Below are 25,967 nucleotides of genomic sequence, written 5' to 3'. Positions count from 1 at the left end.
AAATTTATCTTAATTGTGGCATGGTAAATATTATCTAAGACTTTGTATAGTTAAATTTATGAAACAATCTAACAAGAGTATCATTAAAATAGTCGGATATTTTCTTGACGAAAACCGATAAAAACAGTAGTCTGAGCGACTTTTTCTAAAATAGAATTAATAATTTTAGACATAAATATAAAGGGGATTCCCCTACACAGATTGATTTTAAGGGTATTAATATGGAACTGAGCGGTGGACAGATTGTTGTCGAATGTCTAAAAGACGAAGGGGTAGAATTTCTTTTTGGTTATCCTGGTGGAGCGGTCTTACATTTGTATGATGCTTTATTTCATCAAGAGGATGTTAAACATATTTTGGTTAGACATGAACAAGCGGCAACTCATGCGGCAGATGCTTATGCACGTGTAACAGGAAAACCAGGGGTTGTTTTAGTCACATCAGGGCCTGGGGCAACTAATGCGGTGACAGGGATTGCAACGGCTTATATGGACTCTATTCCAATGGTGGTGATCTCAGGACAAGTTCCTTCTGCCGTTATTGGTAGTGATGCGTTTCAAGAAGTTGATATGGTGGGAATTACGCGTCCTTGTGTTAAGCATAATTTTTTAGTTAAAGATGTTAAAGATATTGCTGAAACCTTAAAAAAAGCCTTTCATGTTGCAACAACGGGAAGACCTGGGCCTGTTGTGGTTGATATACCGAAAGACATTACCGATCCTAGTATAAAAGTACCTTACAAATACCCTAAAAAAGTATCCATGCGTTCTTATAATCCAGCGACAAAAGGTCATAGTGGGCAAATTAAAAAAGCATTAGATCTCTTGTTATCGGCAAAAAAACCGATGATTTATGCAGGGGGCGGGGTTATTTTAAGTGAAGCCAGTAAAGAATTAACCAAATTAGTACGAACTTTAGGTTATCCGGTCACACATACGTTAATGGGCCTAGGGGGCTATCCTGCAACCGACAAACAGTTTGTTGGAATGCTTGGAATGCACGGAACGTATGAAGCCAATATGTCGATGCACGAAAGTGATGTGATTATTGCTATTGGTGCGCGCTTTGATGATCGCGTAACAGGTAAACTTGATCGTTTTTGTCCTTATGCAAAAATTATTCATATTGACATTGATCCCGCCTCTATTGCTAAAACTGTAAAGGTTGATATTCCTATTGTCGGTGATATTAAATCCGTGCTTAAAGATATGTTATCTTTAATTAAAGACGGACATGATAAAACCAATGAAAAAGCCTTGGATGCTTGGTGGAAGCAAATTAATAAATGGCGTGATGTAAATTGCTTGGAATATAATCGTGAAAGCCGTTTAATTAAACCCCAGTATGTAATTGAACAACTTTATGAAGTTACAAAAGGCGAGGCCATTGTTACCTCTGATGTAGGGCAGCATCAAATGTTCGCCTCACAATATTACCATTTTGATAAACCGCGTCGCTGGATTAATTCAGGCGGCTTAGGCACGATGGGTTTTGGTTTACCTGCCGCTATTGGGGCGAAGTTAGCAAGCCCTGAAATGGAGGTTGCCTGTGTCACGGGTGAGGCCAGTATTCAAATGTGCATCCAAGAATTAGCGACCGCATTACAATATGAAACGCCTGTAAAAATTATTAATTTAAATAATCGTTATATGGGCATGGTTCGACAGTGGCAAGAATTTTCTTATGAAAGTCGTTATTCACATTCTTATATGGATGCCATTCCAGACTTTGTTAAATTAGCCGAAGCCTATGGACATGTTGGAATTCAGATAGATAAACCTGAACAAGTACGTCCTGCTTTAGAAGAAGCCTTTGCATTAAAAGATAGAACCGTTTTTCTTGATATTTTAACGGATAGAACAGAGAATGTTTATCCGATGATTGAATCAGGAAAAGCGCATAATGACATGAAATTACGGGTTGCGATTGATACGCCGATTAATCGGGAGTTAGCATAATGAGACATATTATTTCAATTTTAATTGAAAATGAAGCTGGGGCTTTATCACGCGTTGCAGGTTTATTTACCGCGCGTGGTTATAATATTGAGTCATTAACCGTTGCGATGACCGAAGATGAAACCTTATCACGAATGACTTTAGTCACCCGAGGGAGTGATGATGTCATTGAGCAAATTACCAAACAATTAAATAAATTAATTGATGTGGTAAAACTGATTGATTTAGAAGATGCGGTTCATATTGAACGTGAATTAATGATGGTTAAGATAAAAACCTCGCGTGAAAACCGTGAAGAAATAAAACGAACCGCTGATATTTTTCGTGGAAAAATTATAGATGTCACGGTAAATACCTATGTGATTGAAATGACGGGAACATCAGAGAAGCTTGATTCATTTCTGGCAGCGATTGATGAAAGTTCCATTATTGAAGTGGTACGTTCAGGTGCAACAGGCATTTCTCGTGGAGAAAAAGGCTTGCATCTTTAAAATATTTAGATTTAAAAATGAATGATCCTATAATTATTTAACTTAAAAACACAATCAAGAGAAAAACAATGCAAGTTTATTACGACAAAGACGCTGACCTTTCTATTATTAAAGCTAAAAAAGTGGCCATTATTGGTTACGGTTCACAAGGTCATGCCCATGCAAATAATTTAAAAGACTCTGGCGTTGATGTTGTCGTCGGGTTACGTGCGGGTTCAACCTCGATTGCGAAAGCAGAAAATTCAGGCTTAACGGTTAAAGATGTTGCAACAGCCGTTGCTGAATCAGATGTTGTTATGATCCTAACCCCTGATGAATTTCAATCACAACTTTATAAAGAAGAAATTGAACCTAATATAAAACAAGGGGCTGCGTTAGCCTTTGCTCATGGTTTTGCAATTTTATTCAATCAAGTTGTTCCACGTGCTGATTTAGATGTCATCATGATTGCACCTAAAGCACCGGGTCATACCGTACGATCTGAATTTGTTCGCGGCGGCGGTATTCCTGATTTAATCGCGATTGAACAGGATGCCTCAGGAACGGCAAAAGCAATTTGTTTATCGTATGCCTCTGCTATTGGTGGCGGGCGTTCAGGGATTATTGAAACTACTTTTCGTGATGAAGCGGAAACCGATTTATTTGGAGAGCAAGCGGTCTTATGTGGCGGGGCTGTTGAATTAGTTAAGGCTGGATTTGAAACCTTAACAGAAGCAGGTTATGAGCCAGAAATGGCCTACTTTGAGTGTTTGCATGAATTAAAATTGATTGTTGATTTAATGTATGAAGGCGGTATTGCTAACATGAATTATTCAATCTCTAATAATGCGGAATATGGGGAGTATGTTACTGGGCCTAAAATTATCAATGATGAAAGTCGTCAAGCGATGCGTGAAGCCTTAGAAAATATTCAAAATGGAAATTATGCTAAAAAATTCATTACAGAAGGGATGACAAATTACCCAGAAATGACTTCACGTCGTCGTCTTAATGCCGAGCATCCGATTGAGCAAGTGGGTGAAAAATTACGCGCGATGATGCCTTGGATCAAAGCGAATCAAATTGTTGATAAAACTAAAAACTAGTTTTTAAACTCACGCTATAAAAAAGCCTGTTTTGTAACAGGCTTTTTTTGGGTCAAATTTCATCATTAGAGTTGATTCAATAAGTGTGTCCATGAAAAAGAATCCCCTGGGTCAGTTTTGCGGTCGGGGGCAATATCACTATGACCGGTAAGGCGCTCTTTATTTAAACGAGGATAACATTGAATTAATAGCTGAATTATTGTTGCTAGTTGTAAATATTGTGCCTTTGTATAAGCAATGGTATCCGTTCCTTCTAGCTCAATACCAATAGAAAAATCATTACAACGATCACGACTTTGATAAGTGGACACCCCAGCGTGCCACGCTCTTTTATTAAAGGGGACATATTGAATAATATGACCATCACGCCGAATAAGTAAATGGGCTGATACCGTCATTGTATGAATCGACTCAAAGCTAGGATGATCCTTAGGGTCTAATTGATTACAAAACAACTGAGTAATATAATTCCCTGTAAATTGATTGGGAGGCAAGCTTATGTTATGAATAACAATTAAAGAAATATCCTCCTCATTGGGGCGTAAATTAAAGTTAGGTGAGGGAATTTGTTGTGCCTCAGTTAAGCAATGGTTTTGAATTTTCATTATTCGTTAAATTAATAAAAAATAGTAAGAATAACATTTTTTAAGATTAAAAATATTTTTGAGTTTGTTTATAATTTATCATGCTTAGGTGTATACTTGTGACTTTACCAATAACAATAATAAATTAGGGTGATTTGATGGCAGATAAAATGATGAGCAAACATTTAGTTAATCTGGAAAATCACTTTGCAACGACACAACCTACCTTAAAAAAAGCAAGTCAAATTTTTCATCAACTTGATGAGCTTGAGTATGAGTTAGGGCTTTTAAATGACGATGAATCAACGGCATGTAAAAGCTCATGGTGGCCGATTGTTAGTTTAATAGGGGGAACAACCCCTGTAAAAAATGATTTTATAGAGCATTATCTAGGATCTACTCTTCACAATGCGAGTGTTTATGCCTCACAGCATAAATTCACGGTATTACAACATACACCACAAGCAACAGTGATTACGCTACCGGGTATGGCTGTTGATGTTGATCATAAACTTCCTTTTTATCAAATTAGTCATAAAGTTGAACAAGCCGCTCCAGGTGAAGGGAATAAAATTAATGCCTATTTAGAACTAAAAACACTTAATAGTGATAAATTACAAGGCAAATTATTTATAGATACCCCGCCTTTTACAGAAAATAGTGGTGCCGTTCAAACTTATTTAATGAATCATGTCGTCGGCGTATCCGACTTAAGCTTTGTGTTTACCGATTTTTTTGAGTCAGATCCTGAGTTAATTAAAGATTTCATTGATGAATTAGTTAAACGTCAAGATACTCAAAATTTAGTGTTCATTATTGATCATTCTGATATGACGCTTGATATAGCAAGAAGTAATGAAATCATTAATTCATGGCGACAACGACTTGAAAATCTAGGCTTAACGACAGGACATTACGTCGTATTATCGGATTCAGATAATAGTCAGCTTGATGGTATAAAAGCGATTGATGAACGTTTGGCTAATGTCGGATATAATCGCTCTTATCGTGTATTAAATAATTTAGAAAAAAGTATTCATGATGTGGAAGCGGTTTATATACCCGAAGTTGAAACAGCCCTCTTATTATGGAAAGAACGTTCAAATGCCAGCACATTAATTGTAATGGGCTTTTTTGTGTCCTTAATGTTATTTGCAGAAATAACGATGGGCGGGATTGTTTTAAACTCTATCGTTGACCCTGTTGTAGGCCCCATTATTTTATTAGTTTTAGTTTCTTTTTTAATTCCACTCCATGTAATGGTGAGTAAAATTCATGCAAAGTTTATTATTAAAGACCTTTATAAGCGTGAGAAAAAACTTAATTTAACCGAAAGCCTCGTGGGCTTATTTGAAAAAAGTTTATCTTTTGGGCGTATCATTCTTCCCCAGACAGAACCTTTTGGCTATAGTCGAAAAAATCGTAAAAAGTTAAAATCACTCATCGATGAAACCAAAGAATTGGTACAGTCTTTAAATGAAAGTTTTAGCCATATAATTGACGCTCCCTTGTATTCTAATACACCTGACTCTATCCCTACGCCTCTCGTTGATCCGATAGAGATTCCGAAAGAAAGACCTAAATCAAGTCTTTTTTCACGGCGTTCAAGATAAATGATTAATTTAGCCTAACTCTTATTAATTATGGATATTTTAAAATACTATATACCGTTGTGCTTTTTCAATGATAACCCATTGAAACTTCCTCGATCTGAGAATTTCTTTCGATGTAACTTAATTATTTATTATTTTGTTGAGCTATTTATGCAAGCCAATATGATAGATCCTTGGGAGGCTTTTTGGGAAGTTAATTTAGAGACCATATTTACCTTAAGTTTCGTCGCCATCATGATGATGCTCAACCGTAACTATGACCGTTATTTACAGGTTATTACGGCCTTTTTAGTCTGTGAAAATGTGATTGCTATTGTGGGCATTCCTGTCATGATTTGGTTAACCGTGACGGATGATTTCTTAAGTTACATTACCTTTGGCATTTTAATTTTTTGGGATGTTTGTTTAGTGACTTATATTATTAAACAGGTCTTAAATATCAATGTTGCTGCTAGTTTAGCCGTTTCGTGTATTTATTTTATTGTTACTTACGGCGGTGCGTATAGCTTGATGTTTTTAATTTAAATACGCATCAAAAATCCAAATCATTTCAAGAAAAATGGAGTGCTATTTTCAGTTAACCAAACTGACAATAGCGCTCCAAAGATTAACGTAGTTTTGTTTAATATCGTTGTGAATTTTTACTATTACGAAATACAAGTGGTTTTTCTGTTGAACGTAAGGTGTTTTCTTTAGCGGCATTAATCGCCTCATCAACTAAATGTCGATCGGTTGATTTACTGCAAACAGGGTCGGTTGCATACATATCGCCCTTTAATAGATAGGCTTGACAACGACAGCCTCCAAAGTCTTTTTCTTTCTCATCACAGCTACGACAAGGTTCTTGCATCCATTCCGTTCCTCGAAAAAAATTGAAGGCCTTTGAGTCGTGCCAAATTTCATCAATACTGTACTCATTCACATTAGGGCAGTCTAATCCAGGTAATTCACGTGCTGAATGGCAGGGCAGGGCGACTCCATCAGGTGCAATGGTTAAAAACGTGGTTCCCCAGCCATTCATACAGGCTTTTGGGCGATCTTCATGGAAATCAGGAACGACGTAATAAATTTTCATCTTCCCCTCAACTTTTTTCTTGAAGGCTTGTGCGGTCGCTTCGGCTACGTCAAACTGAGCTTTTGTAGGTAATAATAAATCACGATTAAGATGCGCCCAGCCATAGTATTGAGTATTCGCCAATTCTAAATAATCCGCGCCAAGTTCTTCAGCCATCTCTAAGATTTGCGGCATTTCTTCAATATTTTCACGATGAATAACAACACATAAAACCATAGGGTAACCGTGTTTTTTCACTAAATGAGCGATCTCTTTTTTATGTTTAAATGATTTAGTGCCTGCTAAATAATCACTTAATTCTTCACTACTCGCTTGAATACTGACTTGAATATGATCTAAGCCAGCTTCTTTTAGCGCAATAATTCGCGGTTCATCTAATCCATAAGCCGAGGTAATTAAATTGGTGTAATAGCCCAGTTCGCGTGCATGTCTAACAATCTCTTCTAAATCTTTTCTAACTAAAGGTTCTCCCCCTGATAATCCTAATTGTACCGCCCCCATTTTTCGGGCTTGGCTTAATACACGCTTCCAGTCATCCGTCGTTAATTCGGCTGAATGTTGGTTATAATCTAAAGGATTAGAGCAATAAGGGCATTGAAGCGGACACGCGTAGGTCAATTCCGCTAATAACCAACGAGGTGGTGTTATTTTAGTGTTGTTGAATCCAGCCATTTTTTAAAGCATCCTCTAAAAAGTAAGTAATCTCTTTTTCAAGACCCGTTGTTTGAAATTTTTGTTCGAGTGCTTCAATAATTTGGGCCACTAGACGTGAACCATCACATAATTTTAAAATTTCAGCGGAAGGTTGGTTTAATTCAACCATGCCTTCAGGGTATAAAATGACATCTTTTTGTTGGGCTTCTTCCCATTGTAAGCGATGCATCGGTGAAAATTTAATCGTTAAATCAGGATTAAGACTCATAATTATTTGATGTTAGAAATGAAATTTGATGCGGTCTAGGATGTGTTACTTTTATCCTAGACCGCTAATGTTTGAGGGTTACACGCTAAAGATTTAGACGGTGTTTAATGCACGCGATAATAAATCAATATGATGTGTTAAATCAACAGGCGCATTACCAATGAAGAAACCATTATTATGTGCATAACTGGCATTATCTGATTTCGTCACTTGATGATTAATATATTTAATGACATCATGCTCTAAAAAATTACCGCCAGTAATAATACGGTATTTAATCTCATGTTGATCTAATGCGGCAAAGACTTGTTTCCGCGTAATGTCTGCATTTTTAGCCATAATCATTGTAAAGCTAAACCACGAACTTTCGCCGACTTCACGTTGAATAATAAAACGGTCATCCTCTTTAAATTTTTCGACAAAATAGGCGGCATTTTTACGACGTTGCTCAATAAATCCAGGCAATTTTTTAATTTGAGTGAGTCCTAAAGCCCCTTGTAATTCGTTCGGGCGAACGTTATAACCTGGTAAAATAAAACGATAGGCTTCAAAAAAATCATCGTCTTTTTTCTCATAAATGGGGCTGCCCTCATCTTGGTCTCGTGTCCAACCATGATTGCGTAATGATTTCGCTAAACAGTAAACTTCATAATCATCGGTCACCACCAAGCCGCCTTCCATCGTTGATATATGGTGAGAGAAGAAGGTTGAAAAGGTATTGACCAGTCCTGATGTCCCTGTGTAACGTCCGTTATATTTTGCCCCCATTGACTCACAATTATCATCAAACAAGATAAGATCATGTTGCTGACATAGGGCTTCAATTTCATCAAAATAACAAGGATTCCCCAAGACAGATACCGTGACAATCATTTTGGTCTCAGGGGTGACTGCTTTTTTTAATTCATCAATATCATAGTTTAACGTAGTGAGATCAATATCGACAAATTTTAATTTTAGACCATATTGATGCAAAGGATAAAAGGTTGTTGCCCATGAAACACAGGGTACAATGACCTCGTCGCCTGCTTTTAACGCATTTTCTTTACGATGAAATAAGGCGGCCACTGCAATTAAATTAGCGGATGAACCTGAGTTCACCATGACCGCATATTTTTTTCCAAAAAATTCGGCAAATTGCTGTTCAAAGGCTTTAACATTTTTTCCCATGCTAAATAGGTCGCTTTCAATGACATCGTGCATGGCTTTTTTTTCTTCTTCGCCAAACGTTGAATGGGCTAATTCGTAACTCATAGTTTATTTATCCTGATAATTAGGTTCGTAGACAACAATTTTTGATCCATCAAAATCGAAACAAAAAGGAATATGTAAATAGTCATTTAAGGCTGTTTTGACTTTTTCTTGATTATTTTTTTCAACATAAAAAATCATAAACCCACCACTCCCTGCGCCTAATAATTTCCCCCCTAATGCACCTGCTTTAAGAGCTTTATCGTACATGGCATCAATCGTCGGGTTGGTGACTTTGGTTGAGAGTGATTTTTTTAAATCCCACGTTGCATTCAATAATTCGCCAAATTGGTTTAAGTCGCCATCGGATAATAATATATCATGAGCATCATCAACCATGGCTTTCATTCGATTTAGATTGGGTACATTTAAGCGTGTTTTTGCCATTTGTTCATCTAAAATATCAGAGGCCGCTCTCGATAATCCTGTAAAAAATAATAAGATGTTACTTTGAAATTCAACGAGTCGCTCATGACGCATGATAATAGGTTCGGCAATAATTTCCCCATTTTGTAAAAAATTGAGCGTATTTAAACCGCCATAGGCTGCAAAGGTTTGATCTTGTGAACCGACATTTTCTTTAATCCAATCTTGTTCAATTTCAACGGCCATCCGTGTGAGTTCTTTTTTAGAGACCATTTTACCTTCTAACGCTTTTAGGCTGTTTAAAAGCCCTACAGTAAACGCTGAACTTGACCCCATTCCACTTCGCGCAGGAATATCCCCATCATGGTGAATGGAAACCCCATAATCAATGCCTAAATACTTTAAGGTTTCACGTACTGCAGGATGTACAATTTCAGCAATACTTGAAACATTTTCTTGTTTTGAATAAACAATTCGGTGTTTATGTTCAAAAAAAGGCGGTAATTTTCTAACATTAAGATAAGAATATTTATCAATCGTAACCCCTAATGTTTTACCGCCATGTTCAAGGTAATAATCAGGGTAATCGGTCCCTCCACCGAAAAATGAAATTCGATGGGGCGTTCTTGATACAATCATTAATAGATCTCTATATAGTTAAAATTTAATTAGGAATAAGAATTTAATAATATTAGAAACTTTATTGTAGGCGGGGTTAGTTTTTTGCGATTGCAAATAAACGTAACCTCGCAAGCGAAATAAGCTAACTCAGCCTACAAAATTTTTGGTTTTGTCGAGACGCTATTAGTTCTTGATTCCTTGCTGTACACAATAGAATACTGCGTAGGGTAAAATAACGCTAATTTATATAATGGGTGGAACATCCGTCAATAATTCAACCCAATGTTTTATATGAACAGGACTTGTTTTTTGTAAGTGGACTAAGCAGCCTATATTTGCAGTGACAATTAATTCAGGTTGATCGTGCATTAAGTCCTTTAGTTTATTTTTACGCAATTCATGGCTTAGTTTAGGTTGAAAAATAGAATACGTTCCCGCTGATCCACAACACAAATGAGCCTCTTTAATACTATTCAGTTGATAGCCTAAATCAACTAAAATTTTTTCAACAACCCCTGTTATTCCTAATCCATGTTGTAACGTACAGGGCGCGTGAAAACTTAATTTTTTTGGGAAATTCGCGCTATTTTTTCGATTAAACACACTTAAATCTTGATGACTAAGAAACTCTGAAATATCGACTGTTTTAGCGGCTATTTTTTTCGCTTTTTCATAATATAAAACGTCATCTCGCATTAAGTGTGGGTAGTCTTTGATCATAATGCCACAGCCACTTGCCGATGAAATAATAGCCTCAGCCCCTTGTTGTAAATTCTGAGTCCAGCTGTCTATATTAGTTTTAATTTTTATTAAGGCATCGTTAGGTGCATTTAAATGTTGATCTAACCCACCGCAACATTGTATTTGTGGGGTTTCAATAACCTCATAGTCTAATTGGGTGAGTATTTTTTGTATACTATGATTAATATTTGGGGCAAGTGCAGGTTGTACACAGCCTGAAAGTAATACTATTTTTTTAGACCCCGCTTTAGGACAGGGTAAAGGCTCTGAATCTGTAATCGCACTGTGTTTTAACCAAGGAAAAACAGTCACTAAGGTATTGAATAACTTAGGGGTGGTGAGTATTTTACGCACACTATAACGTAAACCGCGTTGCCAAACAGAGCGTTTTACATTTTTATTAATAAAACCTCGGCCAATATCCAATAATTGCGTATAGTTAACCCCTGATGGACAGGCTGTTTCACAAGCACGACAGCCTAGACAACGATCTAAATGCCCTAATGATTTTTGAGTGACCGTATGGCCTTCTAATGCCTGTTTAATTAAATAAATTCGCCCTCTAGGGGACTCCAATTCATTGCCTAATAATTCATAGGTAGGGCAGGTCGGTAAACAAAAACCACAATGGACACAGGAACGTAAAATTTTTTTAGCGGTTTGCAGGTCTTTAGGGGCTAATAAATCGGGTTTTAATGGACTGTACATTTAACAAAACACTCCCTTTGGATCAAAAACTTTTTTTAATCCCTGTTTAATTTGAGTAAGGGCTTTCGGTTCCGTTGGGGGGCATTCATCGGCGTGACCTTGCCATAATGATGCGTTTAATTTATTCCCCTGATACGTGGGGTGTTCATTAGCAATAATCCAGCGACGACGACCACACCAGTCAATTGCCTGTGTATTCTTAATGGCAGGCATTGTACTTTCAACGGTGACCCGCCATAGACTTTGGTCTGCGTTTAAGTGCGGTTTAAAAGGATTTAAAATTTCCCATATTTTTTCATCGACTACGGTATGGGGTTGTTTTGAATGGTGTCTCGATAAGCGATAAAAAAACTGTTGCTGATAATAAGCACAAGCCGATAAAGGCAAAGCACTTCCCGCCCATTGATTCATTAATTGAATGGCTTCATTTTCAGCGATGTCAACAACATAGGTAGTTTCGGTTGTAATCGGTAAGACTTTTAAGCTAATTTCAGCAATCACAGCCAGTTGTCCACGTGAGCCAACCAGTAATCGGGATACATCATAGCCCGCCACATTTTTCATTAATTCCCCGCCAAAGGATAACACGTCACCTAAACCATTAATGATTTTCACGCCTAAAACATAGTCACGCAAACTCCCTTTAAAGGGTTGCGATGATCCTGTTAACGCGCAAGCATAAGTCCCACCAAGTGTAGAATGGCCGTAATCAGGGGGGGAAAAAGCGAGCATTTGTTTATTTTCAGCTAAAATACACTTTAATTCGTTTAACGGAGTCCCTGCCTTAACCGTAATCACCAGTTCATCCGGTTGATAATGAATAATACCTTGATAATCCATCAGTGATAAAGGCTGATTTGAACAGGACTGTTTACTTTGCATTCCACAAATAGAAAGTCGTTGTGAACGTACATTCGCCTCTTTAATTTGTGCAATTAAGGTTTTCATTAAAAACGTTCCAAGTCTGGAAAGGACTGTTGATTATGATGGACGTGCATTTTACCTAATTCGGCACAGCGATGTAAGGTCGGTACGGCTTTACCAGGATTGAGTAGGGCGTGATTATCAAATACATGTTTAATGGCATGAAAGGTTGCTAATTCAGCCGTTGCAAATTGACTGCACATCGAATCAAGCTTTTCAATGCCTACGCCATGTTCACCTGTAATTGTTCCTCCGACATCAAGGCATAATTGCAAAATATCAGCCCCCAACGCTTCACTTTTTTTAAATTCACCCGCTATACTCGCATCATACAAGATTAACGGATGTAAATTACCATCCCCTGCATGAAACACATTAGCCACACGCAGTTGATAGTGTTCGGATAATTGATGAATTTCCATTAAAACTTCGGCGAGTCGATGCCGTGGAATGGTGCCATCCATGCAATAATAATCGGGGGCTAATCGCCCTACGGCTGGAAAAGCCGCTTTTCGTCCTTTCCATAACTGGAGTCGGTGATGTTCATTAGCCGAGACTTCAATACTCATTGCTTGCGCTTGTTTTAGTAAGGCAATAATTAAATCAATTTCTTCGCGAACCCGTTCCTCTGAACCATCTATTTCACATAATAAAAGGGCTTTTGCATTTAATGGATAGCCGACCTGTACAAATGCTTCAACAGCCTCAATGGCAAAGGCATCCATCATTTCCAAACCTGCGGGAATAATTCCTTGCTGAATAATAGCCGTCACTGCATTAGCCGCATCAGTTATGGTTGAAAAACCTGCCATAACCACTTGCGCCTTTTCAGGTTTCGGTAGTAATTTAACCGTGACTTCGATAATAATTCCGAGCAATCCTTCTGAACCGTGCATTAAGGCTAATAAATCTAAGCCGTCATCCTCTTGACTAAGGACAAGTTCATCGCCCTCAATCGTCAACATTTTAATCGACAGGACATTATGAACCGTTAAACCGTATTTAAGGCAATGTACTCCGCCTGAATTTTCAGCGACATTACCGCCAATAGTACACGCAATTTGCGAGGAAGGATCAGGGGCGTAATAAAGTCCATAGTCGGCAACGGCTTCACTAATTTGAATATTTCGTACGCCAGACTGTACACAGGCTATGCGTTGTAGAGGGTCGATTTTAAGAATTTTTTTAAGTTTCGAGAGTCCTAAAACAATGCCTTGTTTGATCGGCAATGCCCCGCCTGAAATTCCTGTTCCAGCCCCACGGGTTACAACAGGAACCTGATAGTTACGACAAACCGTTAAAATCGCTTGTATTTGAGCCTTATTTTCAGGTAAAACGACCGCTAAGGGAATTTGGCGATAAGCCGCTAACGCATCCGATTCAAAGACAGCCAGTTGCTCGGCTTCATACAGTAAACTGTCTTTAGGGAGTATTTTTGATAAGGCATTAATAAGCGGTGTCATAGGCATTTTTTAGGGCTAAAAGAAGACTCTGCACCCAACAGGATGCAGAGTAAAATTCATTTTAAGTTGAACTTTCTTTTTTAACTTTGCGTAGTTTAATGCCTAATTCACGTAATTGTAAATCACTGACTTGCGCTGGAGAGTTCATCAACGGACAGGCCGCTGTTTGTGTTTTTGGGAACGCAATCACTTCGCGAATAGAACTTGAGTGGGTCATCAACATCACCAGTCGGTCTAAACCAAATGCAATTCCACCATGAGGAGGACAGCCATAGGTTAACGCTTCTAATAAAAAGCCAAATTTTTCTTGGGCTTCTTCATCACCGATTCCCAATAATTTAAAGACGGATGCTTGCATCTCAGTTTTATGAATACGAATTGATCCGCCTCCAACTTCGGTTCCATTGAGTACCAAATCATAGGCGCGTGATAAAGCTTGCCTAGGGTTTGCTTCCAATTCTTCAATAGAACAGCTAGGGGCTGTAAACGGATGATGGATAGCATTCCAACGTTGTCCTTTATCATCCCAATCAAACATAGGAAAATCAATAACCCAGACAGGTTTCCACGTGCCTTCCACTAAGCCGCGATCAATCCCGAGTTTAACCCGTAACGCGCCCATAGCTTCATTAACAATGGAGGTTTTATCCGCGCCAAAGAAAATTAAATCGCCTGTTTGGGCTTTTGTTTTAGTGAGTACACTTTCCCAAACTTCCGCAGGTGCAAATTTTACAATCGGGGATTGCAGACCGTCTAATCCCGCATCTCGATCATTAACCTTAATATACGCTAATCCTCGCGCCCCATAAATGCTTACAAATTTGGTTAACCCATCAATGTCTTTACGACTTAAATTATTACCTTCAGGTATACGCAGGGCGACAACACGACTGTTATCATCATTTGCAGGCGTTGAAAAGACTTTAAAATCAACGTCTTTCATGTCCTCTGCAATATCAATTAATTCTAAAGGAATGCGTAAATCAGGACGGTCTGAACCAAAACGACGCATGGCTTCATGATAAGTGATTTGTGGAAATTTTTCAGGCAAGCTCACCGCTAAGGTTTTATCAAAGACATCCCGAATCATTTCTTCCATGACCGACATAATACTGGCTTCATCCATAAATGAAGTTTCAATATCTAACTGTGTAAATTCAGGTTGTCGATCGGCGCGTAAATCTTCATCACGAAAACAACGAACAATTTGATAATATTTATCCATCCCCGAAATCATTAGCAACTGTTTATAAAGTTGGGGCGATTGCGGCAAGGCAAAAAAAGAATTTTCATGCGTCCGACTAGGCACAAGATAATCTCTTGCCCCTTCAGGCGTAGCTTTCGTTAAATAAGGGGTTTCGACCTCAAAATAATCACGATCATCTAAAAAGTTACGCAAGTAGCGCGATACATCACGGCGAAAACGCATTTTCTTCTGCATTTTTTCACCGCGTAGATCAATATAACGATAGCGTAAGCGCGTATCTTCATTAACCTCAATATCACTTTCAATCGGGAAAGGCGGTGTTTCAGATTTATTTAAAATTTCAATGTGTTTAATTAAAACTTCAATTTCACCCGTGGCCATATTAGGATTAATCGTGCCTTCAGGACGATGCCGAACTCTACCTTGGACTTTTAAGACGTATTCACTGCGAACGCCTTCAGCCATTGCAAAGGTATCAACGGTATCAGGATCAAAAACAATTTGGATTAATCCTGCCCGATCTCGCAAATCAATAAAAATAACACCGCCATGATCCCGACGACGATGAACCCATCCACATAAATCAACGGTTTCATCTAAATGAGCGGTATTTAACTCTCCACATTTGTGGCTACGCATAAGTTTTCTCTTAAAATTTAAAGGCTAAAATGTTCTTTTCTATCAGGAAAAGAGATAATTATTTACTGCAACTGTCGCTTTTTCCGCCAGTCGTTGCAGGTTTACTCTTAGGTTTAGGACTCTTTTCACCGGCAATATTCTTCTTTGACCCTTTTTTAAAATCCGTTTCATACCAGCCACTACCTTTTAGGCGAAACCCTGCCGCAGATATTTTTTTCTTTAACTCAGGTTCAGAACAAGCAGGGCAATGCAGTAAGGGTTTAGCACTCATTTTTTGCAATGCTTCATGCTCATTTCCGCAAGACTGACATTGATATTCGTATATTGGCATAAAGCCTCCAAATAATAGTGTAAATAAGGGCGATTATTGAGATTTTCAAGCTCATCGCGCTAAGATAACCGTCTATTTTACAAAAAAGAGACGATGCGATGAAGTATTTAACCCTTATTCAGCCCGATGATTGGCATTTACATTTGCGAACAGGCCCTATTTTAAAGACGGTTCTTGCTCATACCGCCCGTCAATTTAAGCGCGCTGTTGTAATGCCTAATTTAACGCCGCCCGTTACGTCAATAGCCGCCGCTGCTAGCTATCGAGATGAAATTTTACAGGCGCGACCCAGTGCGTCATCGTTTGAGCCATTGATGACGCTTTATTTAACCCATCAAACCACTATTGATGATGTTAAATTAGTTTCAGCCTGTGATTTTGTTTACGCATTTAAACTTTATCCCGCAGGAGCCACCACTAATTCCGAGGCAGGGGTTCATGATTTAACAGGAATCTATCCTATTTTAGAGGCGATGCAAACGTATAATGTTCCCTTATTAATTCATGGTGAGGTGACGGATATAAACTGTGATATTTTTGATCGCGAGCGGGTCTTTATTGAAGATCATTTACACGATATTGTTAAGCAATTTCCTGCGTTAAAAATTGTATTAGAACATGTGACGACTGAAGACGCGGTGGACTTTGTTGAATCTTCCCCAGCTACCATTGCAGCCACGATTACGCCCCAACATTTACTTTTTAATCGAAACGCGCTCTTAGTCGGTGGGATTAAACCACATTATTATTGCTTGCCTATTATTAAACGTGAAAAACATCGGCAAGCGTTGGTTAATGCAGCCGTGAGTGGGAATCCTAAATTTTTTCTAGGAACCGACAGTGCGCCCCATGTAACGCATTCAAAAGAAAGTGCCTGTGGGTGTGCGGGATGTTACAGTGCCTTTGCCGCGATTGAGCTTTATGCTGAAGCCTTTGATAAGGTCAATGCACTGGATAAATTAGAAGCCTTTGCAAGTTTTCATGGCGCGGATTTTTATGGGCTTTCACGCAATACTCAAACCATTACTTTAGAACGAAAAAACTGGGAAGTCCCTGCTAGCTATGAGGATCAAGAAATTAAGATTACGCCACTCTACGCGAATGAAACCTTACATTGGAAACTTAAATAAACTTGCTATTTTTTCAACCGTCCCCATATTTTTCTATAGCTTGAATAACTAGTCTCACATGGAAATAACATGACTGAAAGTAATAATACCGCATTTTTCCCTGTTTTACCGCTCAGAGATGTAGTGGTTTACCCTCACATGGTCATTCCGCTTTTTGTCGGCCGCGGGAAATCTATTGACGCGCTAGAAACGGCGATGGAGGACAATAAACAAATTTTATTGGTAACGCAGCAAAATCCTGACGTTGATGAGCCTGAAATAGTCGATCTTTATAAAATCGGAACCTTGGCTAATATTTTGCAATTATTAAAATTACCTGATGGCACGGTTAAAGTGCTTGTTGAAGGAGTGAGCCGTTGTCATATTGACGGTTATAAACAGACAGGGAGTTATTTATCGGCCTCCATAAGCGATGTTTCAGAGTATTTAACCCTTGATGATAAATCAATAGAGGCTTTACATCGTACCGCGCTGAGTGCCTTTGACGAATATATCAAGTTAAATCATAAAATTCCACCTGAAGTTTTCAAATCTGTTTCGGCCATTAATGAGGCAGGCCGTCTTGCGGATACCATTACCGCTCATCTTCATTTAAAGGTTGAGGACAAACAAGGGATTCTCGAACTCGGCGACATTGTTGTGCGTTTAGAAACCTTAATGAAGTTAATCGAAGGGGAGCTGGATATACTTGAAACCGAAAAAAGAATTCGGGGGCGGGTTAAAAAGCAAATGGAAAAAAACCAACGTGAATATTATTTAAATGAACAAATAAAAGTTATTCATAAAGAATTGGGTGAACTGGATGGGGCAAGTAATGAAATTGAAGAGTTAGAACAAAAAATTGCGAAAGCAGGGTTATCGAAAGAAGCTAAAGATAAGGCCACCGCTGAAGTTAATAAGCTTAAATTAATGTCCCCCATGTCGGCAGAAGCGACGGTTATTCGTAATTATCTGGATTGGATACTGACTATTCCGTGGAAGAAAAAAACCAAAGTTCGCCACGATTTAAAAGTTGCAGAAGAAGTATTGAATGCAGAGCATTATGGCCTAGAAAAAGTAAAAGAACGGATTTTAGAATACCTTGCGGTACAGCAACGGGTCAGAAAACTGAACGGCCCTATTTTATGTTTAGTGGGACCTCCAGGCGTGGGTAAAACGTCATTGGGTAAGTCTATTGCCGATGCCACCAATCGAAAATATGTTCGTATGGCGTTAGGCGGGGTTCGAGATGAAGCTGAAATTCGTGGTCATCGACGTACTTATATTGGCTCGATGCCTGGTAAAATTTTGCAAAATTTATCGAAAGTAAAAACCCGTAACCCCCTATTTTTATTAGATGAAATTGATAAAATGGCGGCGGATTTACGCGGTGATCCTGCATCTGCCTTATTAGAAGTTCTTGATCCTGAACAGAACCATACCTTTGCTGACCATTATTTAGAAGTAGATTTTGATTTGTCGGATGTGATGTTTGTGGCCACCGCGAATACGATGAATATTCCACCTGCGTTGCTAGATCGAATGGAAGTCATTCGTTTAGCAGGATACACGGAAGATGAAAAAATTAATATTGCGTTACGTTTTTTAATTCCAAAGCAAATTAAAAATAATGGCTTAAAAGTAAGCGAAATTGATATTTCAAAAGAAGCGGTCAGAGATATTATTCGTTATTACTCACGAGAAGCGGGGGTTAGAAGTTTGGAGCGTGAAATCTCTAAAATTTGCCGTAAAGTGGTTAAGGATTTGTTATTAGCAACCACTCAAACTCAAACAATGATTACCGAAGAAACCTTAAATACGTATTTGGGGGTAAGGCGGTTTAGCTATGGTATTGCCGAAGAAAAAGATCAGATCGGTCAAGTGACAGGGTTAGCATGGACCGAAGTTGGCGGTGAGTTACTTACCATCGAAACCGCTGTGATCCCAGGAAAAGGCAAACAGTCCGCTACGGGAAAATTAGGGGATGTCATGAAAGAGTCTATTGAGGCGGCAGTCACGGTTATACGAAGTCGTGCGAGTGTTTTAGGCATTAGTAATGAAAGTTTTCAAAAACAAGACATTCATATTCATGTCCCCGAAGGCGCAACGCCTAAAGATGGTCCGAGTGCGGGTATTGGAATGTGTACGGCCATTGTTTCGGCCTTAACTAAAATTCCTGTACGGGCAAATGTGGCGATGACAGGGGAAATCACCTTACGAGGCGAGGTATTACCGATTGGCGGCTTAAAAGAAAAATTGTTAGCCGCTCATCGTGGGGGAATTACGAAAGTATTGATCCCTGCTGAAAATGAAAAAGATTTAGCCGATATTCCAGCCAATATTAAAGAAAATTTGGATATTCATTGTGTTTCATGGATAGATGAAGTCTTAGAATTAGCGTTACAGTATATTCCAACTCCGACGGAAGCGTTTATATCTAAAAGCCCGCATCTTGATTTAAAGGATAAAGTGACTATTACGGCGCATTAAAACTGAACTAGGGTAGGGTGGATATCGTCCACCCTAGACTTTCAATAAACCCTGTTTTAGCGAATAAACTCACCAAAGGCACGACTTCCTTCCCCTGTTTTAATCACGTTAATGACGTTTAATGTTTCAGCATCAATAATTGAAACCGTACTGTCTAGCCAATTGGCCACATAAACCCACTTATCATTGGGGTGCGTACTGATGCCTTCAGGTTTTTCTCCCACCTCAATTTGAGCAATTTCAGTTAATGTTTGGGTATCAATGACTGAAACCGTATCGTCCTCTTGATTCGTCACAAACAGGCGGCTATCGTTTAAAGCCAATGCAATCGCATAAGGACGGTTGCCTACGCTAATGCGAGTAAGGCGTTTGAGATGAGTCGCGTCTAAAACGGAAATATCGTTACTTTCAACATTTGCGCTATAAAGTCTTTCGCCTTTACGATCCATATTTAAACCAAAAGGGTGTTCACCTACTTTGGTGGTATTTCTAATTTGGAAGGTAGTCAAATTAATTTGTGAAATAGAGTTATCCACTCGATTGGCCACATATAACCAGCGATTATCGGGACTCACCGTCATTCCAGAGGGTGATTTACCCACCGTAATCGTCTTAATAAGCTTAAATGTTTTTGTTTCAAAAATAGAAACCGTATTTTCATACCAATCGGCAACAAAAACCCGTTCGCCCGTTTTATCACTGGCAATCCCTAGTGAAGCACCGCCTACCTTAACTTTTGTAATCAATGACATCGAATTCGTATCAATAACACTAAAGCCATTCCCTTCGGGTGTACTAATATAAACCTGTGACTTTTTTGGATTAACCGCAACCCCGACAGGCTTACCTGTCACTGTAATGGTATGAATTACTTGATTACTTTGGGTATCAATAATGGAAACAGTATTGTCTATTTGATTACTAATAAAAGCAAAAGGAGCCGCCATAAGGCCACTGGAAAAGCTAAACGCGACTAACGTTAGCATCATTAATTTTTTTTTAATTGTCATAGCATGACCTTATGGAAAATACCGTCTATAAAAAAACCTGAACGATTTTAAAAAACCGTTCAGGTTTTAGGGAACCCTTTAAATTGATCCATTTAAAGGTTAAACCTATTCAACATTCAACTTAACGTTTCATCGTGATTGAAACCGCAGAATCGGTTGCTTTTGAATCAAATTTTTTCAATAAATGAGTTAAACCTGATTTTAAAACGGCTGTGACCGCTTTATCAGCGGATTCTTCGTTTAATTCCGCAGGGGGATTATTGTTAACATAGCCACGGTAATAGGTGGCGACCCATTTAACAACAGATTTTCCTGCTTTATCTGTCACTGAAAGAGTGGCTGCATAATTTTCAACAGGTAAAACAGGCACGTCTTCATCTTGACCTGCATGTTGAATGGTTTTAACCGAACTCATATCCGTAATTTTGTACTTATAACTCATCTTATCGGCTTTATAGGCTTTTAATTCTTCGGTTATGGTGCCGCCATCTTTTAAAGTTAAAACCCGACTGCTTCCTTTAGAATTCCCTTTGTCTGCAGTTGATTTTTTGATTCCAGGGTGCCAAGATAGATCATCAAAATTTTTGATGATTTCCCATACTTTAGCGGCGGGCGCATCAATCGTGACGGTGGCTGTCATTTTGCCTCTAACGGGGCCATGTGCATAGACATTGGTTAACATCATTAAAAATAAAGCGGGAACAAGTAATGCAATCTTTTTCATAATAAATCCTCTTATCGTATTTCATAAAAATCTAAGGTGATTATTATAAGGGAAATTAAAGATATTTAAACTTTATTGTCCTGTAACCTTATCTAAGCCATGTTAAACTGTTTAATACAAGCAAAAATTAAAAAATTTAAGCTAAACTCCTTTATATTTTAAGAGATTCAAACTATGTTTAATCCTAATACCCTTGATGAAATTGCTAACCGTTTAGCCGATGCGGTTCCCTCTGGTCTTAACCATTTAAAAGATGATATGGAAAAAAATTTCCATACTATTTTACAATCGGCGTTGGGCAAATTGGATATGGTCACCCGTGAAGAATTTGAGGTACAAAAAGCCGTGTTAGCAAAAACACGTTGTAAATTAGATGCCTTAGAAAAACAAGTCGCTGATATTGAAAAACAGTTACAACCTGAAACAACCGAAGATTAACCCCCCCCTTGAAAAAGCCATCGTTATAGATGGTTTTTTTATCATTATCCATACATAAACTATTAAGGATTAACATGCCACTTGCGATTGTTTATAGTCGAGGTCGTTCGGGAATCGATGCGCCCTTGGTAACGGTTGAGGTTCATGTATCAAACGGGTTGCCCTCATTATCAATGGTCGGGTTACCTGAAACGGCGGTTAAAGAAAGTAAAGACCGGGTTTTCGGTGCCATTATTAATTCTAATTTTAAATTTCCAATGCAGCGAATTACAATTAATTTAGCTCCAGCGGATTTACCGAAAGAAGGCGGGCGTTTTGATTTAGCGATTGCTTTGGGGATTTTAGCGGCATCAGGACAAATTCCAAATAAGGTTCTCAGTGATTACGAATGTATTGGTGAGTTATCATTAGGCGGCGAACTACGTCCTATTAGCGGGGCTTTACCCGTCGCTCTACATGCAAAACAAGCGGGGCGACAATTAATTTTACCCTATACCAATGCACCCGAAGCAGCGCTTATTAACCAGGTTAAACTTTTCCCTGCGTATCATTTGTTAGATGTCTGTGCGCATTTAAGTGGTCAGAAATTATTAAATCTTGAAATTCCTCCCTTAACGTTTGATGAGGATGATGTGCCTTTAGATTTTGCGGATGTTCACGGGCAATATCATGTGAAACGCGCTTTTGAAATTGCAGCGGCAGGGGCTCATAACCTGTTAATGCTAGGCCCACCTGGAACGGGGAAATCAATGCTAGCCGCACGGTTATCGAGTATTTCTCCTCTATTATCAGAAGAACAAGCACAGCAAACGGCGGCGGTCGCCTCGATTAGTGATTCGGGATTTAACGTTAAAAACTGGCGAAAACCGCCTTTTCGCGCGCCGCATCATACGGCATCTGCCCCTGCTTTAGTGGGGGGAGGTAGCAATCCTAAGCCAGGAGAAATTTCATTAGCCCATAATGGGACTTTATTTTTAGATGAACTTCCTGAATTTGATCGAAAAGTATTAGAAGTTTTGCGGGAACCTTTAGAGTCAGGAAATATCACGATTTCAAGAGCCTCGCGTCAAGCAAACTTTCCTGCGCGTTTTCAATTAATTGCGGCCATGAATCCCTGTCCTTGTGGCTATTTAGGTGATGCATCTGGACGTTGCCATTGCTCCTCTGAACAAGTTAAACGTTATCGGAATAAAATTTCAGGCCCGTTATTAGATCGGATTGATATGCACTTAGAAGTCCCGCGTGTTCCTCATGAGGTTTTACGTAAAGGCTCACCTGAAGGGGAAGAAAGCAGTCAGAAAATTAGAGCGCGTGTTGTGGCTGCTCGAGAAGTGGCTTTGAATCGTAGTGGCAAACCGAATGCTAATTTAACCCCCAGTGAAGTTATTCAGTTTTGTGCCTTAACCGAAGAGGGCCATCAATTATTAGAGCAAGCCATGAATCGCTTTGGGCTTTCACATCGCGCTTATCATCGAATTTTAAAGCTCGCACGAACGATTGCTGATTTAAGTCATTCAGCCACCATTGATATTTCGCATTTAAGCGAGGCCATTAGCTATCGAAAATTAGATCGAACAGCTTAATTAAGGAATTAAAACGACAGAATACCCGAAATTTTATTGTTGATTGTGTTACGATTTATTATTTAAAATAAAAATATTTTGAATCAATATTACGTTAAAAAAGAGTCAATAACGGTCATAAAATGGAAGAAGATTATAAAAATTCACTGCCCTCAGGACATAAATTATATGAATATTGTATTGAAAGTGTTTTAGGTGCGGGAGCTTTTGGAATTACTTACAAAGCTTTAGATGTCAATTTAAGTCAATATGTTGCCATTAAAGAATATTTACCGAATAATTGTGCTTTTCGTCAAGGTGATACCACGGTTGTGGCTAAATCCAGTCACGATCAAGAAACCTATCAATGGGGGTTAACCCGTTTTGGTGATGAGGGCAAACATTTAGCAAAATTTAAGCATCCCAATATTGTTAGAATTTTGCGTTATTTCATTGCGAATGACACCGCTTATTTGGTTATGGAATATGAAAATGGGGAAACCTTAGAAGAGTATTTAAAACGGCTAGGGCGTTGTTTGACCGAATCAGAAGCATTGGCTATCTTTAAGCCGATTTTGGAAGGATTACAAGCGGTACACGATGGAAATTTATTACATCGTGATATTAAGCCGAGTAATATTTTTTTACGTTACAGTGGCTCACCCGTTTTAATAGATTTTGGCGCAGCGCGTTATGATTTAAGTGGTAAGAGCTGTTTAATGAGTGAAATTTTAACCCCAGGTTATGCTCCTTTTGAACAAAATACCAGTGAAGGAAAAAATCAAGGCTCATGGTCCGATGTTTATGCGGTAGGCGCAAGTTTGTATCGTTGTATTACGGGTAAACGTCCTGTTGATGCCAATTTACGCGCAGCGGCCCTTGTTGAAGAAACCCCTGATCCTTATGTAAAGGTTACGGAGTCTCTTGCAGGTCGATATTCTCGTTCTTTTTTAGAAGCGGTTGATGCTGCATTAATTTTTCGTCCTCAAAAAAGGCCGCAAACGATTCAAGCCTTCCAGTCCCTTTTATTTGACACCCCTCAACCATCATCTAAGGCGATGTTATCCCCGCTCCCCATTTCCAGTACCGATGACTTATTAGATGATACGGTTATTAATACACGATCGTCTCATCCTTCTACATTAACACCCGATTCCTTCCCCCTCAAAAAATCTAAATTTAAACGCTTAGGGGTATTTTTTTTAATCACCTTTATTATTTTATTGATATTCGGAGGGATAGGAACTCAGTTGTATTTAGATTATATGGATGAAAAAAAATTAGCGGCGATCAATGAACAAAAAATGATAAAGCAACAACAGCGGCAAAAAATTGCTCAGGAAAAAGAAACCAAAAAAATAGCGGAGCAACAACACTTAAAAGCGGCTGAAAATATATTACTTAATGGCAAACAAGAACAACAAAAAATAGTCATGACTGAATTAGAACCGTTAGCGATTACGAATGCTGATGCAATGCGTTTGTTAGGTCTGGGGTATTATTGGGGAATGGGCGTGACTATTGACTATCGCTTATCATGTCAATGGTACAAAAAATCTGCTGATGCAGGAAATAAAGAGGCAAAGGTATTTTATGATAAATCAACAAAATGTAATTAAAGTTTTCGTCATGATGGTATGGTCATTAACGCTGACGCTTCCATCGACGACTGTCAGTGCTAAAACCTTACAGCAATTAGAGCAAGAAGCACTTGATAAAGAGCAACGCAGTCTTAAAAAACAAAAAACAAAATCGTATAAGAAAAAAACCAAAAAACGTAATCCTCAGGCTTGGCGAAAAGCTGCAAAACGTATTTTTATAGATAAGCAAAAACCAACAGCGGCACAGCTTTCTTTTTTACAACAGGAACTCGGTAATGAACTTGTCACGGTTAAGGGAAGCTGTTTTCAATTAGGGAGTCCTGAAACAGAAGAACATCGTGATGGCGATGAGAAACAGCACTTAGTGTGCATGAATGATTTTGAAATAGGTCGCTATGAAGTGACTAAAGCTAAATTTTCTCATTTTGTGAGAGCAGCCCAGTATTTAACGGAAGCTGAAAAAACTGATGGCTGCAATGGGTGGGATGGACAAAGTTGGAAAAAAGAGCGGCAATACAGTTGGCGTAATCCAGGGTTTGTACAAACTGAAACCGATCCTGTTACCTGTGTAAGTTGGCAAGATGCGATGGCTTATACCGATTGGTTATCAACTCAAACAGGACAGCATTATCGTTTGCCGACGGAAGCTGAGTGGGAGTATGCTGCGAGAGCCAATACAAAAACCGCTTTTCCTTGGGGTGAAACCATCGGAAACAATCAGGGTAATTGTTATCAAAATTGTGATGATAATTATACCTATACCGCCCCCGTTGGGAATTTTAGTGCTTACAACGGCTTACATGATATGCATGGAAATGTATGGGAATGGACCTGTTCTGAATACGATTACAATTACAATGATAAAGATCAGCAATGTTTAGTTAAAGACGGTAGCCATCATTCTATTGTTGTTCGAGGCGGTTCTTGGCTAGATTCACCTGAAAAATTACGTTCAGCAGCGCGTGATGGCTGGGATTCCTCAGATCGAGGGTTAAATTTAGGGTTTCGTATTGCCCGAAGTCTTTAAAATCCCAGTGGACTGGAAAAATACCTT

Annotated in this window: 22 protein-coding genes and 1 pseudogene; 11 read left to right on the top strand and 12 right to left on the bottom strand. The window is 38.7% G+C overall.

Annotation, left to right across the window (positions count from 1 at the left end; translation table 11 throughout):
* The first annotated feature begins 221 nt into the window (after positions 1-221).
* The 3 genes from Q9M50_12625 to ilvC all read left to right on the top strand — a co-directional run bounded on the left by Q9M50_12625 (position 222) and on the right by ilvC (position 3,534).
* Positions 222-1,958, top strand: a complete 1,737-nt coding sequence (locus tag Q9M50_12625) for an acetolactate synthase 3 large subunit (GenBank protein ID MDQ7091455.1) — start codon at positions 222-224, stop codon at positions 1,956-1,958.
* Entirely contained in the window at positions 1,958-2,449 is a 492-nt protein-coding gene (gene ilvN / locus Q9M50_12620; protein MDQ7091454.1) for an acetolactate synthase small subunit, read from the top strand. The genes Q9M50_12625 and ilvN overlap by 1 nt, the downstream gene beginning before the upstream one ends.
* A 68-nt stretch (positions 2,450-2,517) precedes the next feature.
* The gene (ilvC, locus tag Q9M50_12615) at positions 2,518-3,534 is read left to right on the top strand and encodes a ketol-acid reductoisomerase (GenBank protein MDQ7091453.1); all 1,017 of its coding nucleotides are present in this window, start codon (positions 2,518-2,520) and stop codon (positions 3,532-3,534) included.
* Between the two features lie 65 nt (positions 3,535-3,599).
* Here the strand turns inward: ilvC and ampD are convergent, their stop codons facing one another.
* A complete protein-coding gene (gene ampD, locus Q9M50_12610; GenBank protein MDQ7091452.1) occupies positions 3,600-4,139 on the bottom strand; it encodes a 1,6-anhydro-N-acetylmuramyl-L-alanine amidase AmpD in 540 nt (179 codons plus the stop codon).
* A gap of 137 nt (positions 4,140-4,276) precedes the next feature.
* On the opposite strand from ampD, the gene Q9M50_12605 reads away from it, so the two are divergent.
* Together Q9M50_12605 and Q9M50_12600 are read left to right on the top strand one after the other, a co-directional pair.
* The gene (locus Q9M50_12605; protein MDQ7091451.1) at positions 4,277-5,731 is read left to right on the top strand and encodes a hypothetical protein; all 1,455 of its coding nucleotides are present in this window, start codon (positions 4,277-4,279) and stop codon (positions 5,729-5,731) included.
* Positions 5,732-5,812: 81 nt separating this feature from the next.
* A complete protein-coding gene (locus Q9M50_12600) occupies positions 5,813-6,256 on the top strand; it encodes a hypothetical protein (GenBank protein MDQ7091450.1) in 444 nt (147 codons plus the stop codon).
* A 97-nt stretch (positions 6,257-6,353) separates the two neighbouring features.
* On the opposite strand, the gene pqqE is transcribed toward Q9M50_12600, so the two are convergent.
* The 9 genes from pqqE to Q9M50_12555 all read right to left on the bottom strand — a co-directional run bounded on the left by pqqE (position 6,354) and on the right by Q9M50_12555 (position 15,979).
* Positions 6,354-7,478: a pyrroloquinoline quinone biosynthesis protein PqqE gene (pqqE, locus tag Q9M50_12595; protein MDQ7091449.1), complete on the bottom strand. Its 1,125-nt coding sequence runs from the start codon at positions 7,476-7,478 to the stop codon at positions 6,354-6,356.
* Positions 7,456-7,728 carry a pyrroloquinoline quinone biosynthesis peptide chaperone PqqD gene (gene pqqD, locus Q9M50_12590; protein MDQ7091448.1) on the bottom strand — a complete coding sequence of 91 codons (273 nt, stop codon included), beginning with the start codon at positions 7,726-7,728 and terminating at the stop codon, positions 7,456-7,458. Before pqqD ends, pqqE begins: the two co-directional genes overlap by 23 nt.
* A gap of 93 nt (positions 7,729-7,821) precedes the next feature.
* Positions 7,822-8,982: a DegT/DnrJ/EryC1/StrS family aminotransferase gene (locus Q9M50_12585; GenBank protein MDQ7091447.1), complete on the bottom strand. Its 1,161-nt coding sequence runs from the start codon at positions 8,980-8,982 to the stop codon at positions 7,822-7,824.
* Between the two features lie 3 nt (positions 8,983-8,985).
* Positions 8,986-9,984, bottom strand: coding sequence for a hypothetical protein (locus tag Q9M50_12580; GenBank protein MDQ7091446.1), 999 nt, complete (start codon positions 9,982-9,984; stop codon positions 8,986-8,988).
* A 225-nt stretch (positions 9,985-10,209) separates the two neighbouring features.
* Complete coding sequence (gene glcF / locus Q9M50_12575; protein ID MDQ7091445.1) at positions 10,210-11,415, bottom strand: glycolate oxidase subunit GlcF; 1,206 nt, start codon at positions 11,413-11,415, stop codon at positions 10,210-10,212.
* Positions 11,416-12,363 carry an FAD-binding protein gene (locus Q9M50_12570; GenBank protein ID MDQ7091444.1) on the bottom strand — a complete coding sequence of 316 codons (948 nt, stop codon included), beginning with the start codon at positions 12,361-12,363 and terminating at the stop codon, positions 11,416-11,418. It lies immediately after the preceding gene.
* The gene (locus Q9M50_12565; GenBank protein MDQ7091443.1) at positions 12,363-13,802 is read right to left on the bottom strand and encodes an FAD-linked oxidase C-terminal domain-containing protein; all 1,440 of its coding nucleotides are present in this window, start codon (positions 13,800-13,802) and stop codon (positions 12,363-12,365) included. Before Q9M50_12565 ends, Q9M50_12570 begins: the two co-directional genes overlap by 1 nt.
* Before the next feature lie 61 nt (positions 13,803-13,863).
* Positions 13,864-15,648, bottom strand: coding sequence for an aspartate--tRNA ligase (gene aspS / locus Q9M50_12560; GenBank protein ID MDQ7091442.1), 1,785 nt, complete (start codon positions 15,646-15,648; stop codon positions 13,864-13,866).
* Positions 15,649-15,706: 58 nt separating this feature from the next.
* The gene (locus Q9M50_12555) at positions 15,707-15,979 is read right to left on the bottom strand and encodes a zinc ribbon domain-containing protein (protein ID MDQ7091441.1); all 273 of its coding nucleotides are present in this window, start codon (positions 15,977-15,979) and stop codon (positions 15,707-15,709) included.
* 98 nt (positions 15,980-16,077) lie between these two features.
* Here Q9M50_12555 and pyrC point away from each other — a divergent pair, with 98 nt between their 5' ends.
* Both pyrC and lon read left to right on the top strand, forming a co-directional pair.
* Positions 16,078-17,109, top strand: coding sequence for a dihydroorotase (pyrC, locus tag Q9M50_12550; GenBank protein MDQ7091440.1), 1,032 nt, complete (start codon positions 16,078-16,080; stop codon positions 17,107-17,109).
* Positions 17,110-17,178: 69 nt separating this feature from the next.
* Positions 17,179-19,509, top strand: a pseudogene (gene lon, locus Q9M50_12545) (endopeptidase La).
* A 125-nt stretch (positions 19,510-19,634) separates the two neighbouring features.
* Here the strand turns inward: lon and Q9M50_12540 are convergent.
* Positions 19,635-20,588 (bottom strand): YncE family protein, encoded by a 954-nt coding sequence (locus Q9M50_12540; GenBank protein ID MDQ7091439.1) that lies wholly within the window; start codon positions 20,586-20,588, stop codon positions 19,635-19,637.
* Between the two features lie 121 nt (positions 20,589-20,709).
* Positions 20,710-21,312 (bottom strand): SRPBCC family protein, encoded by a 603-nt coding sequence (locus tag Q9M50_12535; protein ID MDQ7091438.1) that lies wholly within the window; start codon positions 21,310-21,312, stop codon positions 20,710-20,712.
* A gap of 174 nt (positions 21,313-21,486) precedes the next feature.
* On the opposite strand from Q9M50_12535, the gene Q9M50_12530 reads away from it, so the two are divergent.
* The 4 genes from Q9M50_12530 (at position 21,487) to Q9M50_12515 (ending at position 25,940) form a co-directional block, all read left to right on the top strand.
* The gene (locus Q9M50_12530) at positions 21,487-21,750 is read left to right on the top strand and encodes an accessory factor UbiK family protein (GenBank protein MDQ7091437.1); all 264 of its coding nucleotides are present in this window, start codon (positions 21,487-21,489) and stop codon (positions 21,748-21,750) included.
* A gap of 74 nt (positions 21,751-21,824) precedes the next feature.
* The gene (locus tag Q9M50_12525) at positions 21,825-23,333 is read left to right on the top strand and encodes a YifB family Mg chelatase-like AAA ATPase (protein MDQ7091436.1); all 1,509 of its coding nucleotides are present in this window, start codon (positions 21,825-21,827) and stop codon (positions 23,331-23,333) included.
* A gap of 122 nt (positions 23,334-23,455) precedes the next feature.
* Positions 23,456-24,931, top strand: coding sequence for a protein kinase (locus Q9M50_12520; GenBank protein ID MDQ7091435.1), 1,476 nt, complete (start codon positions 23,456-23,458; stop codon positions 24,929-24,931).
* A gap of 10 nt (positions 24,932-24,941) precedes the next feature.
* On the top strand, positions 24,942-25,940 hold the full coding sequence (locus Q9M50_12515; GenBank protein ID MDQ7091434.1) for a formylglycine-generating enzyme family protein: 999 nt from the start codon (positions 24,942-24,944) through the stop codon (positions 25,938-25,940).
* The last annotated feature ends 27 nt before the right edge of the window (positions 25,941-25,967 follow it).

This window comes from Methylococcales bacterium (assembly GCA_030949405.1).
Taxonomy (GTDB): Bacteria; Pseudomonadota; Gammaproteobacteria; order Methylococcales; family Methylomonadaceae; genus WTBX01.
The sequence above is the reverse complement of the archived record's forward strand: the minus strand, read 5'-3'. Positions and strand labels throughout refer to the sequence as shown.

What these genes read in the sequence shown, in the direction of transcription:
- Q9M50_12625 (MDQ7091455.1), top strand. Translation starts at nt 222, where the DNA reads ATGGAACTGAGCGGTGGACAGATTGTTGTCGAATGTCTAAAAGACGAA.
- ilvN (MDQ7091454.1), top strand. Translation starts at nt 1,958, where the DNA reads ATGAGACATATTATTTCAATTTTAATTGAAAATGAAGCTGGGGCTTTA.
- ilvC (MDQ7091453.1), top strand. Translation starts at nt 2,518, where the DNA reads ATGCAAGTTTATTACGACAAAGACGCTGACCTTTCTATTATTAAAGCT.
- ampD (MDQ7091452.1), bottom strand. Translation starts at nt 4,139, where the DNA reads ATGAAAATTCAAAACCATTGCTTAACTGAGGCACAACAAATTCCCTCA.
- Q9M50_12605 (MDQ7091451.1), top strand. Translation starts at nt 4,277, where the DNA reads ATGGCAGATAAAATGATGAGCAAACATTTAGTTAATCTGGAAAATCAC.
- pqqE (MDQ7091449.1), bottom strand. Translation starts at nt 7,478, where the DNA reads ATGGCTGGATTCAACAACACTAAAATAACACCACCTCGTTGGTTATTA.
- pqqD (MDQ7091448.1), bottom strand. Translation starts at nt 7,728, where the DNA reads ATGAGTCTTAATCCTGATTTAACGATTAAATTTTCACCGATGCATCGC.
- Q9M50_12585 (MDQ7091447.1), bottom strand. Translation starts at nt 8,982, where the DNA reads ATGAGTTACGAATTAGCCCATTCAACGTTTGGCGAAGAAGAAAAAAAA.
- Q9M50_12580 (MDQ7091446.1), bottom strand. Translation starts at nt 9,984, where the DNA reads ATGATTGTATCAAGAACGCCCCATCGAATTTCATTTTTCGGTGGAGGG.
- glcF (MDQ7091445.1), bottom strand. Translation starts at nt 11,415, where the DNA reads ATGTACAGTCCATTAAAACCCGATTTATTAGCCCCTAAAGACCTGCAA.
- Q9M50_12570 (MDQ7091444.1), bottom strand. Translation starts at nt 12,363, where the DNA reads ATGAAAACCTTAATTGCACAAATTAAAGAGGCGAATGTACGTTCACAA.
- Q9M50_12565 (MDQ7091443.1), bottom strand. Translation starts at nt 13,802, where the DNA reads ATGACACCGCTTATTAATGCCTTATCAAAAATACTCCCTAAAGACAGT.
- aspS (MDQ7091442.1), bottom strand. Translation starts at nt 15,648, where the DNA reads ATGCGTAGCCACAAATGTGGAGAGTTAAATACCGCTCATTTAGATGAA.
- Q9M50_12555 (MDQ7091441.1), bottom strand. Translation starts at nt 15,979, where the DNA reads ATGCCAATATACGAATATCAATGTCAGTCTTGCGGAAATGAGCATGAA.
- pyrC (MDQ7091440.1), top strand. Translation starts at nt 16,078, where the DNA reads ATGAAGTATTTAACCCTTATTCAGCCCGATGATTGGCATTTACATTTG.
- Q9M50_12540 (MDQ7091439.1), bottom strand. Translation starts at nt 20,588, where the DNA reads ATGACAATTAAAAAAAAATTAATGATGCTAACGTTAGTCGCGTTTAGC.
- Q9M50_12535 (MDQ7091438.1), bottom strand. Translation starts at nt 21,312, where the DNA reads ATGAAAAAGATTGCATTACTTGTTCCCGCTTTATTTTTAATGATGTTA.
- Q9M50_12530 (MDQ7091437.1), top strand. Translation starts at nt 21,487, where the DNA reads ATGTTTAATCCTAATACCCTTGATGAAATTGCTAACCGTTTAGCCGAT.
- Q9M50_12525 (MDQ7091436.1), top strand. Translation starts at nt 21,825, where the DNA reads ATGCCACTTGCGATTGTTTATAGTCGAGGTCGTTCGGGAATCGATGCG.
- Q9M50_12520 (MDQ7091435.1), top strand. Translation starts at nt 23,456, where the DNA reads ATGGAAGAAGATTATAAAAATTCACTGCCCTCAGGACATAAATTATAT.
- Q9M50_12515 (MDQ7091434.1), top strand. Translation starts at nt 24,942, where the DNA reads ATGATGGTATGGTCATTAACGCTGACGCTTCCATCGACGACTGTCAGT.